The 14,086-nt window shown below is 74.1% G+C and carries 12 protein-coding genes and 1 pseudogene; 5 read left to right on the top strand and 8 right to left on the bottom strand.

Annotated features, from left to right (window positions below; genetic code table 11):
* Window positions 1–98: 98 nt before the first annotated feature.
* The 6 genes and pseudogenes from O7625_RS00245 to O7625_RS00220 all read right to left on the bottom strand — a co-directional run bounded on the left by O7625_RS00245 (window position 99) and on the right by O7625_RS00220 (window position 4,005).
* Complete coding sequence (locus tag O7625_RS00245; protein WP_067307903.1) at window positions 99–704, bottom strand: hypothetical protein; 606 nt, start codon at window positions 702–704, stop codon at window positions 99–101.
* Between the two features lie 79 nt (window positions 705–783).
* Window positions 784–1,074 (bottom strand): annotated as a pseudogene (locus O7625_RS00240) (metalloregulator ArsR/SmtB family transcription factor); the annotation flags it as partial.
* A 43-nt stretch (window positions 1,075–1,117) separates the two neighbouring features.
* Entirely contained in the window at window positions 1,118–1,984 is an 867-nt protein-coding gene (locus O7625_RS00235; protein ID WP_067307900.1) for a metal ABC transporter permease, read from the bottom strand.
* Between the two features lie 3 nt (window positions 1,985–1,987).
* Window positions 1,988–2,749, bottom strand: coding sequence for a metal ABC transporter ATP-binding protein (locus tag O7625_RS00230; protein WP_282343450.1), 762 nt, complete (start codon window positions 2,747–2,749; stop codon window positions 1,988–1,990).
* A complete protein-coding gene (locus O7625_RS00225) occupies window positions 2,746–3,693 on the bottom strand; it encodes a metal ABC transporter substrate-binding protein (protein ID WP_282343449.1) in 948 nt (315 codons plus the stop codon). The genes O7625_RS00230 and O7625_RS00225 overlap by 4 nt, the downstream gene beginning before the upstream one ends.
* A 54-nt stretch (window positions 3,694–3,747) precedes the next feature.
* Window positions 3,748–4,005, bottom strand: coding sequence for a DUF6703 family protein (locus tag O7625_RS00220; protein ID WP_282343447.1), 258 nt, complete (start codon window positions 4,003–4,005; stop codon window positions 3,748–3,750).
* A gap of 27 nt (window positions 4,006–4,032) precedes the next feature.
* Here O7625_RS00220 and O7625_RS00215 point away from each other — a divergent pair, with 27 nt between their 5' ends.
* The 5 genes from O7625_RS00215 to dusB all read left to right on the top strand — a co-directional run bounded on the left by O7625_RS00215 (window position 4,033) and on the right by dusB (window position 10,319).
* Window positions 4,033–4,374, top strand: coding sequence for an antibiotic biosynthesis monooxygenase (locus O7625_RS00215; RefSeq protein WP_282343445.1), 342 nt, complete (start codon window positions 4,033–4,035; stop codon window positions 4,372–4,374).
* A 251-nt stretch (window positions 4,375–4,625) separates the two neighbouring features.
* Window positions 4,626–5,099 (top strand): hypothetical protein, encoded by a 474-nt coding sequence (locus O7625_RS00210; RefSeq protein WP_067307963.1) that lies wholly within the window; start codon window positions 4,626–4,628, stop codon window positions 5,097–5,099.
* Window positions 5,100–5,214: 115 nt separating this feature from the next.
* Window positions 5,215–6,594: a glycine--tRNA ligase gene (locus O7625_RS00205; protein ID WP_067307889.1), complete on the top strand. Its 1,380-nt coding sequence runs from the start codon at window positions 5,215–5,217 to the stop codon at window positions 6,592–6,594.
* Window positions 6,595–6,731: 137 nt separating this feature from the next.
* Complete coding sequence (locus O7625_RS00200) at window positions 6,732–9,050, top strand: hypothetical protein (protein WP_282343443.1); 2,319 nt, start codon at window positions 6,732–6,734, stop codon at window positions 9,048–9,050.
* A gap of 99 nt (window positions 9,051–9,149) precedes the next feature.
* Window positions 9,150–10,319, top strand: coding sequence for a tRNA dihydrouridine synthase DusB (dusB, locus tag O7625_RS00195; protein ID WP_282343440.1), 1,170 nt, complete (start codon window positions 9,150–9,152; stop codon window positions 10,317–10,319).
* Between the two features lie 138 nt (window positions 10,320–10,457).
* Here the strand turns inward: dusB and O7625_RS00190 are convergent, their stop codons facing one another.
* Window positions 10,458–11,114 (bottom strand): C39 family peptidase, encoded by a 657-nt coding sequence (locus O7625_RS00190; protein ID WP_282343438.1) that lies wholly within the window; start codon window positions 11,112–11,114, stop codon window positions 10,458–10,460.
* A 746-nt stretch (window positions 11,115–11,860) separates the two neighbouring features.
* The gene (locus tag O7625_RS00185) at window positions 11,861–13,885 is read right to left on the bottom strand and encodes a beta-N-acetylhexosaminidase (protein WP_282343437.1); all 2,025 of its coding nucleotides are present in this window, start codon (window positions 13,883–13,885) and stop codon (window positions 11,861–11,863) included.
* Window positions 13,886–14,086: the final 201 nt, after the last annotated feature.

The raw sequence follows: 14,086 nt of genomic DNA, 5'->3' as shown, positions 1-14,086 counted from the left end.
CCCTCTCCGGGCCGTCCGTGCCGACGCACGCCGACGGCCTGCAGACATTTACCATCATCTAAGCCTGCGGGCCGGGGGGACACAACAGGTGACGGTGCCTAACGGCCGCCGCGCAGGCCGAGTCGACGCAGCTCCAGGGCGGCGAGCGCGTCGACGGTGGCGTCGTCGCCGCGCCGCCACGCCTGGGCCACGTCCGGATCGATCCTGGTCAGCCGGCGCAGCGGCTGGCTGGTCAGCGCGCGCAGCGCCAGCAGGTCCCGGCCGGCCGGGCCGGCGGCGAGCGCCTTCGCCGAGGCGGCCCGGCGCATCCAGCGCAGCCGCAGCGGCAGCCAGCCGAACAGCACCAGCCCGAGCGGGAAGACCAGCACCGCGACACTCAGCGCCAGGGCGAGCTGGCCGACCAGCTCCTGCTGGTCCCGCCCCGCCTCGGCCATCGCCCGGGCGGCGTCGGCGGCCTTGGTGAACGGCCCGGTCAACTCGTCGCCGACCAGCGGCACCCGGCCCACCTTGCCGCCGGCGTCGGCCAGGTTGTCGGCGAGTCCACCGCCGGCCCCCTCCAGCTTCCGCCCCGGTACGGCGAGCTTCTCCACCAGGTCGTACAGCCACAGCGCGAAGCGGACCGCCGCGTAGACCCAGACGACGACGAGCAGGTCGGTGAGGAACTGACGGAGGGCGACCGGAAAACGGTCAGCGTAGATCTTCACGGCCGACAGCGTGCCACGAGGCGGGCCGTCCGGCACCCCCCGCCCGGCCGGCCGCCGGCTCGCCGGAAGGTGACGCCCCCTCCCCGGCGTGACTGACCGCGTCCGCCACGATGTGCGCGACGTGCTCGTCGACCAGGGCGTAGGCGATCTCCCGGCCGCGTCGGGAGCCTCGCACCACTCCGGCGCCGCGCAGCACCCGCAGGTGCTGGGAGACCAGCGGCTGCGGTGCGCCGAGCTGCTCGACCAGCTCGTGCACGCACCGCTCACCCTGGGCCAGCTCGCTGACGATCGCCAGTCGGATCGGGGCGGACAGCGCCCGGAGCAGCTCGCCCGCGCCCTCGAAGGCGTCGTAGCCGTGGGTGCCGGTCACCCCGTAACGGTAACCAATACCGGTGACGGCACACCGGTCGGCGTCACCGGAGCACCACCTCGTGCGGCTCCGGCGTGCCGGCCACCACCGGGGCGGACCGGCGGCGCAGCACCCGCCAGGCGGCGGCGGCCAACGCCACCACCAGGAAGGACGCGATCGCCAGCAGCACCACCGAGGCGCCGGGGGCGGTGTCGGCGGTGGCCGCCACCCAGATCCCCGCCCCGGCGGCGAACAGGCCGAGCGCCATGGCCGCCGTCATGGTGCTGCGGAAGCCCCGGGTGACCTGCTGCGCGGTGGCCACCGGGACCACCATCAGGGCGCTGATCAGCAGCACGCCGACGGCGCGCATGGCGATGGTGACGGTGACCGCGGTGGCGACTGCCAGCAACAGGTTCAGCGCCCGGACGGGCAGCCCGGCCACCCGGGCGTACTCCTCGTCGTGGCAGACCGCGAAGAGCGCCGGGCGCAGCGCCAGCATCAGCACCGCGATGGTCGCGCCGAGCACCGCGATGGTGGTCAGGTCGGCGGGGGAGGTGGTGGTGAGCGACCCGAACAGGTAGGCGTTGAGGTTGGCGCTGCTGGCGTCGGAGAGGCCGACCAGCATCACGCCACCGGCGATGCCGCCGTAGAACAGCAGCGCCAGCGCCAGGTCGCCGGAGGTGCGCCCGCGGGCCCGGACCAGCTCGATGGTGACCGCGCCGAGGATCGCCGCGACCACCGCCACCAGCACCGGCGAGCGGTTGAGCAGCAGGCCCGCGCCGACGCCGGTGAGCGCGACGTGACCGATGCCGTCACCGATCAGGGCCAGCCGCCGCTGCACCAGGTAGATGCCGAGCGCCGGGGCGGTCAGCCCGATCACCAGCGCGCCGAGCAGCGCCCGCTGCATGAAGTCGTACTGGAAGAGGTCCATCGTTCAGCTGCTCCACAGCCCGGCGGGCTCCTCGGGACCGTGCGGGTGCACGTGGTCGTGGTCGGGCTCGGCGTGGTGCCCGGCCGGTTCCGGCACCGCGCCGTCGTGGCAGACGCCGCCCTGGTGCACCACCACGGCCCGGCTGATCAGCGGACGCAGCGGCCCCAGCTCGTGGGCGACCAGCAGCACAGTGCCCCCGGTGCCGAGGAAGTCGTGCAGCGCCCCGGCGAACGCCTCCTGGCTGGCCGCGTCGACCCCGGCGGTCGGCTCGTCGAGCACCAGCAGCTCCGGCTCGCCGGCCAGGGCGCGGGCGATCAGGGTGCGCTGCTGCTGGCCGCCGGAGAGGGTGGCCACCGGGTCACCGGCCCGGTCGGCGAGCCCGACCGCGTGCAGCGCCGCGGCGACCGCGGCCCGGTCGGCGCGGCCGGGTGGGCGCAGCACCCCCCGGCGGGCCAGCCGCCCGGAGGCGACCACCTCCCGGACGGTGGCCGGCACGCCGCTGCCGGCGCCGAGCCGCTGCGGGACGTACCCGATCCGGTGCCACTGCCGGAACCGGCGCTGCGGGACGCCGAACAGCGTGACCGTGCCGGTGCCGAGCGGGACCAGCCCGAGCACGGCGCGGATCAGGGTGGACTTGCCGGAGCCGTTGGCCCCCAGCACCGCCACCACCTCGCCGGCGGTGACCGTCAACGAGACGTCCCGCAGCACCGGTCGGCCGTCGTAGCCGACCGAGGCGTGCCCGACCTGGATCACGGGTGTGGTCACGAGCACCCCAGGGCGGTACGGAGCGTGGTCAGATTCGCGCGCATCACCGAAAGGTAGTCCCCACCCCCGTCAGTGGAGAGCCCTTCGATCGGGTCGAGCACCGCGGTCTTCGCGCCGACCTCGGCGGCGATGGTCTCGGCGACCTTCGGGCTGACCAGCGTCTCGAAGAAGATCGTGGTGGCCTTGTGCTCGCGGGCCTCGCGGGCGACCTCGGCCAGCCGCTGCGGGGCGGGCTCGGTGTCCGGGGTGAGCCCGGTGAGGCCGATCTGCTCCAGCCGGTAACGCTCGGCGAGGTAGCCGAAGGCGGCGTGGCTGACCACGATCTCCCGGCGCTGGCAGGTTGCCAGGCCGGCGGTGTACTCGGCGTCGAGCTTGTCCAGCTCGCCGCGCAGTGTCCGGGCCCGGGTGGTGTAGTCGGCGGCCCGGTCCGGGTCGACGGCGCCGAGCCGTTCGGCGAGCTTGTCGGCGACGGTGGCCAGCCGGGTCGGGTCCAGCCAGAGGTGCGGGTCCTTGCCGCCGTCCTCCTCCTCGGCGTGACCGTCCTCACCTTCGTGGTCGTGTCCGCCGGCCGCCGCGTCGCGCAGCGACACGACGGTGGTCACGTCGAGGGACCGGTCGGCGGCGTTCTGCGCGACGGCCTCGTCCACCGCCGGCTGGAAGCCCTTGAGGTAGAAGACCAGCTCGGCGTCGCTGACCTGGCCGACCTGCCGGGGGTTGAGCTCCAGGTCGTGCGGTTCGGCGCCGGGCTTGGCCAGGTTGGTGACGGTGACCGCGCCGCCGCCGACCCGCTCGGCGACGTACTGGAGGGGGTAGAAGGCGGCGACCACGTCCACCCGGTCCGGGTCGGCTCCGGCCTGCGAGGTCGAGCAGGCGGTGCCGCCGGCCAGGACGAGCAGGGCGGTGGCGGCGGCGGTCAGGGCGCGGGGGAGGGTACGGGCGGTCATGTCGGCAACTGTCCGTGAAAACGAGAATGATTGTCAAAAACGCATGCGTGCATGTCAGAAGATCTTGACCAGGGCCACCGTGACCAGCAGCGTCACCATCACCAAGCGGAGCACGCGGGTCTGCGGCGCCTGCACCGGCCAGGTGACGGCCAGCAGGTAGACCAGCCCGGCGGCCAGCGCCAACAGCAGCAGACCGCCGACCGGGCCGGGCGCGAAGAGCGCCACCAGCACCAGCGCCAGGGCGGCGAGGAACACCGACGTCGGGTTCACCCGGGCCAACCGGGCCAACAGGGGGCGCTGCGTAGGCTGCATCCCACAGACTCTACGAGGAGGAACCCGGTGCTGGTCACCAACCGGTTCGTGGTCGCCGTCGAGGCGGCGGACGACTTCACCGTCCGGGCGCACGCCGCCCTGGCCGCGCTCGCCGCCCGCCCCGGCTACCGGCGCGGCGAGCTGCTGCGCGCCCTCGACGACCCCCGGCACTGGTGCCTGCTCACCGAATGGGAGTCGGTCGGGACCTACCGCCGGGCGCTGGGCGGCTTCGACGTCAAGATCACCGCCGTGCCGCTGCTCGCCGAGTCGCTCGACGAGCCCTCGGCGTACGAGACGCTGGCCGGCGCCGCCCCCGAGGGCGAGGTGGTGGTCGTGGACAGCGACCGGGCCGCGCGCCCGCACCGCTGAGGCTGATCGGGCCGCGCGGCCGCAGCGTTGAGGCTGATCGGGCCGCGCGTCCGCAGCGTTGAGCCCGGGGGCACTACCCTGCTCCTATGACCGCTCCCGGCCCGGCAGCCCCACCGCCGCACCCCGCGACACCCGGCCCGGACGGCAGCCCGCCGCCGGCCGCCCCGGGCGTGCCCGCCCCGCCGGGGGCCGCGGGGGCGTTCGACCCGCCCGGGGCCACCGGGATGCCCACCCCGACCGGTGACCCGGGGGTGCCCGCTCCGCCCCCCGGCCCGGGAGTGGCACCGCCGTTCGCCGCCCCGCCCACCGAGGGTGGCCGCAAGCGGCTCTGGCTGGGGCTCGGCGTCGGGGCGCTGGCCCTGGTGATCTGCTGCGGCGGCGGTGGCGCGGCGGCCGTCGGGCTGGTGGTCAGCAACGTGCAGGCGATCGAGGAACAGGGCCAGGCGGTCACCGACGACTACTACCGGGCACTGGTCGACAAGCAGTACGGCAGGGCGTACGAGAAGCTCTGCGACGACGCCCGGCGGCGGGAGTCCCGGGGCGAGTTCACCCGCCGGGTCGCCGAGGAGCCGGCGGTCGCCAGTTACCGGGTCGGCGACGTCGACCCGCAGACCCTGACCGTGCCCGTCGACGTCACCTTCAGCGGCGGCGGGCGGGGCACCCAGCAGGTCACCCTCGCCGCCGACCAGCAGACCGGCGGCATGGAGGTCTGCGGGGTGAGCTGAGCCGGCACCGGTATTCTGCTGGGTCCGGGGCGCTGCTGGTCGTACCGTTGTCCCGGACCGTCCGGTCCCACCCACCTCGAAGCCACGCCGACCGCCAGCCGGCGTAGGAGGAAACATGCCAGCCGACCGTATCGACGCCGTCGTCAGCCTCGCCAAGCGCCGAGGCTTCGTCTTCCCCTCCAGCGAGATCTACGGGGGCACCCGGTCGGCGTGGGACTACGGCCCGCTCGGCGTGGAGCTGAAGGAGAACGTCCGTCGGCAGTGGTGGAAGGCCATGGTCCAGCAGCGCGACGACGTGGTCGGCCTCGACTCGGCCGTCATCCTGGCCCGCCGGGTCTGGGAGGCCAGCGGCCACCTCGCCGAGTTCGTCGACCCGCTCACCGAGTGCCAGTCCTGCCACAAGCGGTTCCGCGCCGACCACCTGGAGGAGGCGTACGCCGAGAAGCACGGCAAGCCGCTGACCTCGTTGCAGGAGCTGAACTGCCCCAACTGCGGCAACAAGGGCACCTTCACCGAGCCGAAGATGTTCAACGGCCTGATGAAGACCTACCTCGGCCCGGTGGAGAGCGACGAGGGCCTGCACTACCTGCGCCCGGAGACCGCCCAGGGCATCTTCGTCAACTACAACAACGTGGCGACCGCGGCCCGCAAGAAGCCGCCGTTCGGCATCGCGCAGACCGGCAAGTCGTTCCGCAACGAGATCACCCCGGGCAACTTCATCTTCCGCACCCGCGAGTTCGAGCAGATGGAGATGGAGTTCTTCGTCGAGCCCGGCTCCGACGAGCAGTGGCACGAGTACTGGTTGCAGGAGCGCTGGAACTGGTACCTCGACCTGGGGCTGTCGGAGGAGAACCTGCGCTTCTACGAGCACCCCAAGGAGAAGCTCTCGCACTACTCGAAGCGCACCGTCGACATCGAGTACCGGTTCCGGTTCGGCGGCACCGAGTTCGCCGAGCTGGAGGGGGTGGCCAACCGCACCGACTTCGACCTGTCCACGCACAGCAAGCACTCCGGCGTGGACCTGTCGTACTTCGACCAGACCCGCAACGAGCGCTGGGTGCCGTACGTCATCGAGCCGGCCGCCGGCCTGACCCGCGCGGTGCTGGCCTTCCTGCTGGAGGCGTACGACGAGGACGAGGCCCCGAACACCAAGGGCGGCGTCGACAAGCGCACCGTGATGCGGTTCGACCCCCGGCTGGCCCCGGTCAAGGTGGCGGTGCTGCCGTTGTCCCGCAACGAGGCGCTCTCGCCGAAGGCCAAGGGGCTGGCCGCCCAGCTCCGCAAGCGCTGGGTGGTGGAGTTCGACGACTCGCAGGCGATCGGTCGCCGCTACCGCCGGCAGGACGAGATCGGCACCCCGTTCTGCGTCACCGTCGACTTCGACACCCTCGACGACGACGCGGTGACCGTGCGGAACCGGGACACCATGGCCCAGGAGCGGGTGGCCCTGGACCAGGTCGAGCGCTACCTGATCGAGCGGCTGCCCGGCTGCTGACCCCGGTCGCCGTCGTGCCGGCCCCGTCCACGGAGCGGGGCCGGCGCGCGTTCCGTCGATCTCTGGCCGTCCGGTCCTTGAGCCGGTGGGTGGGCCGTGCCAGCATTCCCGGTGCTGGATCTCTACCGGGGGTGGGCATGACGGGTGCGGCGCGACCTGACCACGATCACTCCCCGGACCGTCGCCGGCTGCTGCGCCGGGCCGTGACGGTCGCCGTCGCCAGCGCGGGCACCGGCGTCGCCGCCACCGTCGGCCTGGCCGGCACCGCCCGGGCCGCCCCGGGCGACCACCTCACCATGGGTACGACGAACGACTCCGGCCCGGCGACCACCACGCTCGACGTCGGCTACGCCGGGCTGACCCTGCGGAACACCGCCGGTGCGCCTTTGCGGCTGGTGCCCGGCGAGCAGGTCTACCCGCAGGTGCAGGATGCGGTGGCCGGCACCGTCGCGGTGGACCCGGCGGGGGACCTGTTCGTGCGGGCCGGTCCGCCCGGCGGGGAGGTCGACAGTTGGCTGTGGACGAGCGAGTGGGCGACCACCTCGGTCCCGGTGCGGCCGACCCGGGTGCTGGACAGCCGGGATCCGGACCTGCGTCGCACCATCGTCTCGGGGGCCTCGACGCTCGACCCGGCCGGCCGGCTGACCCCCGGCAACCCGATCGTGCTGAGCCTGGACCACCTGGTCCGGGACGGCCGGGCCGTCAAGGGCAACGTGACGGTGGTCGGGATGACCGGCCCGGGCTTCCTGACCGCGTGGGGCAGCGGTGCCAGGCCGACCGCGTCGACGGTGAACTGGTCGACCGCCGGTCAGATCCTGTCCAACTTCCTCTTCGCCGAGCTGGGCACCGTCGGCGGGTACCGCAGCGTGCTGACGGTGCAGGTCTCCGCACCGACCCACGTGATCGTCGACCTGACCGGTCTGCTGGTCGGCCACCCGGGCCAGGTCCCCGCGGGCACCGCCGCTGCCGCCGCCGCGCCCCCGGTGGAGCCGGCCCGGGTGGCGGCCGCCCCCGGTGAGCCGGTCGTCATCGGCGTGCCGAACAGCCCCGGCGTCACCACGCTGACCAGTGCCGCCCCGGACGGCGCCGCCACGCTGGCGCTGCGGAACCCGACCGGGGCGACCCTGGAGCTGACCCAGGAGGCCGGTCGCCGGCCCGGCATGCTGGACGTGGGCGTCGTCGGCGTCGACCCGGGCGGGCTGTACGTCGGCGACGGCAGCTCCGGCGGGCACACCGCGTACAGCACGGCGAACGCGACCATGCTGGTGCCGGTACCGCCGACCCGGATCCTCGACACCCGCAGCGCCGCCGGTCGGTCCCGGCTGCTGGAGGGCGCCGCCCGGATCGACGCCCGGGGCCGGGTGCTGGCCGAGACGCTGCTGGTCGTGCACCTGCGCGATCTCGTCGAGTACGGCGACGGGATGCTGGGGAACCTCACCGTGGCGGACACCACGCGGGGTGGCTTCGCCACGGTGTGGGGCACCGGCGGCCTGCCCGTCGCGTCCACCGTCAACTGGTGGACCGCCGGCCAGCTGCTGTCCAACGGGGTGATCACCCAGCTCGGCGACTACGAGACGGCCGGCGGCGACCACTACCCGGACGTGGTCGGCATCCACCTCCAGAAGAGCGCGGCGGCGGTGGTCCTCGACCTGACCGGCCTGCTGGTCCACCACCCGGAGTCCGCCGTCGGCGCCCGTCCGGGGCCGGCCCGCACCACCGCCGGCTCCGCCGGCCGCCGGGCGCGGGCCCGGGCGATCAGACAGGCCGCCGCGCCCGGCGCTCCGGTGGTCGGCGGGCAAACCAACGACGCGGGTACGGCCGAGACGGTGCTGGTCGGTGGCTCGGCGACGGCCCCGACGCTGGCGCTGCGGGGCACCGGCCCGATGCTGCGGCTGTTCCCCACGCCGGAGAGCGCCGTCCCGGTGGAGTTGCCGACCGGTTCCCTCGCCGTGACCCCCGTCGGCGATCTGGTCCTCGGTGGCCGGGACGGCCGGCGGGCGTACGTCCACACGTCGCGCTGGGCCAACCGGACGGTGGCGGTCCCCCCGGTGCGTCTGCTGGACACCCGGGCACTGGCCAGCTATTCCGCCAACGTCCTCGCCGGTGCCGACGGGGTGGTGTCGGGCAGGTTGCAGGCGGGCCGCACCCTGCACCTGACCCTCGGCCGCGTCCCGTCGGTGCCGGACGGGGTGGCGGTCGGTGCCTTCCTCAACGTCACCGTTGCGGACACGGTCGCCGGGGGAGTGCTCACCGCCTTCCAGGCGGGGGTGACCAGGCCGGAGACCTCCTCGCTGAACTGGTGGGGGCCGAACCAGGTCCTGTCCAACCTGGTGGAGGTGCCGCTGGGCGTCCACGACGGCGACCCGTTCGCGTTCGCCGTCCACGTCCGGGCCGCGACCGCGGTGATCGTGGACGTCTCGGCCCTGATCCTGTCGCGTCCGGGCCGGGGCTACTGACCGGCGGCCGCCGTCGCGGTGTGGCTTCGCCCACCGTCGCGTCGGTGGACCGGCCACCGCGGGTGGGCGGTCCGCCGATGGCATGGGATTCTGGGGTACGTGACCAGTCCCGCTGCGGTCCCGCGCCCGCTCGCCATCGGCCCCCACCAGGTGTGGCCGCCGGTGGTGCTCGCGCCGATGGCCGGCATCACCAACGTCGGTTTCCGGCAGCTCTGCCGGGAGCAGGGCGGTGGCATCTACGTCTGCGAGATGATCACCACGATCGCGCTGGTCCAGCGGAACCCGAAGACCCTGCGCATGATCGCCTTTGGTGCCGACGAGCAGCCGCGCAGTCTCCAGCTCTACGGTACCGATCCGGAGGTCACCGCGGCGGCGGTGCGGATCGTGGTGGAGCGGGACCTGGCCGACCACATCGACCTGAACTTCGGCTGCCCGGTGCCGAAGGTGACCCGGCGGGGCGGCGGGTCGGCCCTGCCCTGGCGTCGCCGGCTCTTCGCCCGGCTGGTCCGGGCCGCGGTGGACGCCGCGTCACCCGCCGGGGTGCCGGTCACGGTCAAGATGCGCAAGGGCATCGACGACGACCACCTGACGTACGTCGAGGCGGGGCTGGCCGCCCAGGACGCCGGGGTCGCGGCGGTCGCCCTGCACGGGCGTACCGCCGCGCAGCGGTACTCCGGCACCGCCGACTGGGACGCCATCGCCACCCTCAAGCAGGCGCTCGACGTGCCGGTGCTCGGCAACGGCGACATCTGGGAGGCCGACGACGCGCTGCGGATGGTGGCCCACACCGGGGTGGACGGGGTGGTGGTGGGCCGGGGCTGCCTGGGGCGGCCGTGGCTCTTCGCCGACCTGGAGGCGGCGTTCGACGGCCGGCCGGAGCGTCGGCTGCCGACCCTCGGCGAGGTCGCGGTGACCATGCGACGGCACGCCGAACTGCTGGTGGACCAGTTCACCGCCGGTTCGCGTACCCCGGCCCGGGGCGAGCGGGACGGCTGCACCGACTTCCGCAAGCACGTCGCCTGGTATCTCAAGGGCTTCCCGGTGGGTAGCGGGTTGCGCCGGGAGCTCGCCATGATCGAGAGCCTGGCCCAGCTGGACGACCTGCTGGGCAAGCTCGACGCGGCCGAGCCCTTCCCGGTGGCCGCCCTCGGCCAGCCGCGCGGCCGGACGAACTCCCCCGGCAAGGTCTTCCTGCCCGAGGGCTGGCTGGCCAGCCGGGACGACGACACCGTCCCCGAGGGCGCCGAGCTGGACGACTCGGGCGGCTGAGACCACCGGCGGCGTCCCGGCCACCCTCCGGCGGCGCTGCCTGCCGGCCGTGCCGTCTCGTGACCGTGCTGCGCGGCGCCGCACGGCGAAGGGCCGACCCCGAGGGGTCGGCCCTTCGCCCATGCCGGGTGGGACGGGTCAGGAGGCGTAGCCGCGGCTGGCGATCCAGTGGGCCAGCTCGTCGACGTCGATCCGGTAGGCGGCGGTGTCCGGGTTGGCCGAGTCGGCGATCGTCACGACCCGCCCACCGTCGCGGTAACCGACGACGCTGATGTAGTGCCCGCCCTCGAAGGAGTGGGTGTTGCCGTCGGTGTCGGTGGCGGTGCCGGCGATGTTGGCGACCACGGCGCGGCCGTCGTCCACCGCCCGGACGATGTCGGCGCGCAGCTGCTCGACGCGCTTGCCGTCGACCTTGCCCGCCGGGATCTCGGTGCTCCGGTAGGCGTCCTTGCGGCCAGTCTCCTTGTTCAGGATCGGGGTGATGTCGTTGATGCTGTCCGTGCCGCTCTCGGTGGTGCCCATCTCCTTGGCCATGGCGTCCACGTCGATCTTCTTACCCTGGACGCTCAGCGCGTTACGGGCGGCGGCGGGGCCGCAGTAGTAGAAGTTCGGCTGGGCCGCGTAGTCGACCTTCAGCTCCCGCTCGCCGGCGGGCCGGCGGTCGGTCTGCACCACGGCGGCGGGCCGGTTGGTCTCGGCGGCGTGCGCGGCCAGCGCGGGGCCGGCGATGCCACCGGCGGTGACGGCCAGGCCGGCAGCGGTCAGCACGGTCTTACGCAGGATGTCGGTACGCATGATGGGGGTGCTCCTCTGCATCTCGGGGGTCCACGCCCGGACACGTCCGCAGGGGGTGCGGGACGGGCGTGGTCGCGCCGTAGGGCAGGTGAAGAGGTAGCTCGGACCGGCGGTTCGCGGGGTGCCGGCCGGGGATGTGTAACCGAGCCGGTGGGGCAGGCATTCCGCGCCCGCTCGCCCGGCCGGCTCGCTGGCTGGCGCAGCGCTGCCGCGCTGGGCACATCCGCACTGGGCGCACCCGCGTCCGGGCCAGGCCGGCCGGGGGACGGGATCACGCCGATGCCAGGTGTAACGACCCCGCCTGGCCGACGATTCCACCCTGCGGGTGACCCCCGTCACCCGGCCCGTGGCCGATCCGCCAGCGCAAACCCCGTATCCGACGACACCGTCACCGACCCCCATCCGGTCACTGAGCGTCATGGACCACACCCCTCACCCCTGGCCCGTCTCCATCCTTTGCTCTGCTGCCCTCGGCGCGACAGTCACGGCGGGTGTCTGGTGCGTATGTGGCGGCAGAGCAAAGGATGGGGATGGGGGTTGGTGGTGGTTGCTGGGGTTGGTGGGAACGGGCAGGTCAGGCCGATTCAAGGGCGGAGGGGTTGGGTGGCCCGCTCGATGAGGTCGAGAATTGCTCACTCTGCGTAGTTGTGGGCGGTCTCCGTCTGGAGGTGACGGAACGTGGTTCTGGGGCCATCGGGTCGGGGCCTGGGCCTGCCGGCGGATCGGAGAGGTGCAGCAGCCGCCGGTCAGGAGGTGCGGGTGTCGTTGGCCCGTGGCGCCGGTGCCGGCATCGGCTGCGGTGTCCCGGGGGCGGGTGTGTGAGCGGGTGTGGTGTGGGTGGGGCGGGAGGTGGGTGCGGTGTGGGGGAGGTGGCGGACGGGCGGTGCAGCCGGCCAGGGGATCTCCGGGGACGGGTGGAAGGCGATGCCGGCGGCGTGCCAGCGGGGGCCGTGGCCGGCGAGCCGGTCCCGGAAACCGGCCCAGCTGCGGGTGGACGGCGTGGACCAGGCCACCTCGGCGAGGGCGGGCAGTCGGGGGAGGAGCAGGAACTCGATCTCGGCCAGCGAGGTCACCGACTCGGTCCAGAGCGGGGCCTCCAGGCCGAGCACCGCCTCGGCGGGGACGCCGGCCAGGTGGGTCGCCGGATCCCAGTGGTACGCCCGGTGCACGTCGATCAGGCCCGCCCAGTTGTGTCCGAGCGGGGTGTCCGGGGTGTACTTCATGTCCAGGTACGCGTGGTTGCCGGGGGAGAGGATCAGCCGCGCGCCCCGCCGTACCGCCTCGGCCACGGTGGGGTCGTCGCCGTCGGTGCCCCACCACTGGAGCACCCGGCTGTCGACCTGCCCGGCGGGGGTGATCTGGTGCCAGCCGACCACGGTCCGGCCGAGCCCGGCGACGATCCGCTGCACCCGCTCCACGAAGCCGGTGTAGGCCGCCCCCTTGACCTTGTACGCCTCGTCGCCGCCGATGTGCAGCCACGGCCCGGGGGTCGCCGCGGCCAGCTCGCCGAGCACGTCGGCGACGAAGGCGTACGTCCGCTCGTCGGCGGGGTCGACGTGGCTGAAGCCGACTTCGGTGCCGGTGTACGGCGGCGGCGCGACCTTGTCCGGCGCGAGTTCGGGGTACGCGACCAGCGCGGCGTTGGTGTGGCCGGGCAGGTCGACCTCGGGGACGACGGTGATGTGCCGGCGGGCGGCGTACTCGACGATGCGTCGGTAGTCGGCGGCCGTGTACCAGCCGCCGGGGCCACCGCCGACCTCGGTGCGCCCACCGACGGTGGTCAGCCGGGGCCAGGAGTCGACGGCGATCCGCCAGCCCTGGTCGTCGGTGAGGTGCAGGTGCAGGTGGTTGAGCTTGTACCGGGCCAGGTGGTCGAGCACCCGGCACACGTCGTCGACCCCGAAGAAGTGCCGGGCCACGTCGAGCATCGCGCCCCGGTAGGGGAAGCGGGGTCGGTCGACGATCGTCCCGCCGGGCACCACCCAGCGTTCGGCCACCGGCGTCCGGCTCTCCACCGCCGTGGGCAGCAGTTGCCGCAGCGTCTGTACGCCGTGGAAGAGACCGGTGGCGGTGTCGGCGGTGATCCGTACCCCGTCGGGGTCGACGTCGAGCCGGTATCCCTCCTCGTCGCCGGCCGCCGGCCCCGTGTGGCGGGGCGCTGCGGCAGCGCCCAGGGTGAGCCATAGCGGCCCCGGGGCGGTCGGCAGGTCGGCGACCGGGAGCGGGTAGCCGGTGGCCGGGCGGAGCAGCTCCGCGAGGTGCTCCGCGACCTCCCTGGCGGCCGGGTCGGCGCTCACCCGTACCGCCGCGTCGGCGGGGAGGACGAAGTCGGCGGCCGGCCGCGGGCGCACCGACACGGGCGCGGGCACCACGTCACCCAACCCGACGGTCGGCCGGGCGAGCAGCCGACCGGCGGCCTCCACCGCGCTACGGGCCAGCGCGGTCGCCGACGGCGCCACCGTGGGCGACCCCTGCGGCGTGGCCGTCGCCGCCCCTGCCGGCGTCACGGTGGGCGACCCCTGCGGCACGACCGGGGCCGGCACGACCGGGGCCGGCATGACCGGGGCCGGCATGACCGGGGCCGGCATGACCGGGGCCGGCATGACCGGGGCCGGCATGACCGGGGCCGGCATGACCGGGGCCGGCACGACCGGGGCCGGTGCGGCCGGCGTCGGCCCGCCGGGGGCGGGGGCGGCCGGGGCCGGGTCGGCGTCGGCCTGCCTCGGCTGCTCGGTGACGGGGGCGACGCCGGTACGTGGGGTGCGCGACACGGGGCGGCTCCGGGGGGGGTGTATTCGCGAGGGATATGGCAAAGGTCAGGTTTGGCGAAACCGGTGACGTCAAGGGTACGAGGAGAAACCGGAATTGCGTGATCGTGCTCGTGGAAGCGTTCCCAGAAACCCGCGCGAACGCGGATAGTCGTGACGGCTGTGCCTATTGTCACCGAACGGTCCCGGGCCGCCCGATGTTCG

The organism is Micromonospora sp. WMMD714 (assembly GCF_029581315.1).
Taxonomy (GTDB): Bacteria; Actinomycetota; Actinomycetes; order Mycobacteriales; family Micromonosporaceae; genus Micromonospora; species Micromonospora rifamycinica.
Note: the sequence above shows the minus strand (reverse complement) of the source record. Positions and strands in the feature narration are given on the sequence as shown.

Excerpts from the sequence above, each read along its gene's own strand:
- O7625_RS00235 (WP_067307900.1), bottom strand. The coding sequence starts at position 1,984 with ATGGACCTCTTCCAGTACGACTTCATGCAGCGGGCGCTGCTCGGCGCG.
- O7625_RS00225 (WP_282343449.1), bottom strand. The coding sequence starts at position 3,693 with ATGACCGCCCGTACCCTCCCCCGCGCCCTGACCGCCGCCGCCACCGCC.
- O7625_RS00220 (WP_282343447.1), bottom strand. The coding sequence starts at position 4,005 with ATGCAGCCTACGCAGCGCCCCCTGTTGGCCCGGTTGGCCCGGGTGAAC.
- O7625_RS00205 (WP_067307889.1), top strand. The coding sequence starts at position 5,215 with ATGCCAGCCGACCGTATCGACGCCGTCGTCAGCCTCGCCAAGCGCCGA.
- O7625_RS00200 (WP_282343443.1), top strand. The coding sequence starts at position 6,732 with ATGACGGGTGCGGCGCGACCTGACCACGATCACTCCCCGGACCGTCGC.
- O7625_RS00190 (WP_282343438.1), bottom strand. The coding sequence starts at position 11,114 with ATGCGTACCGACATCCTGCGTAAGACCGTGCTGACCGCTGCCGGCCTG.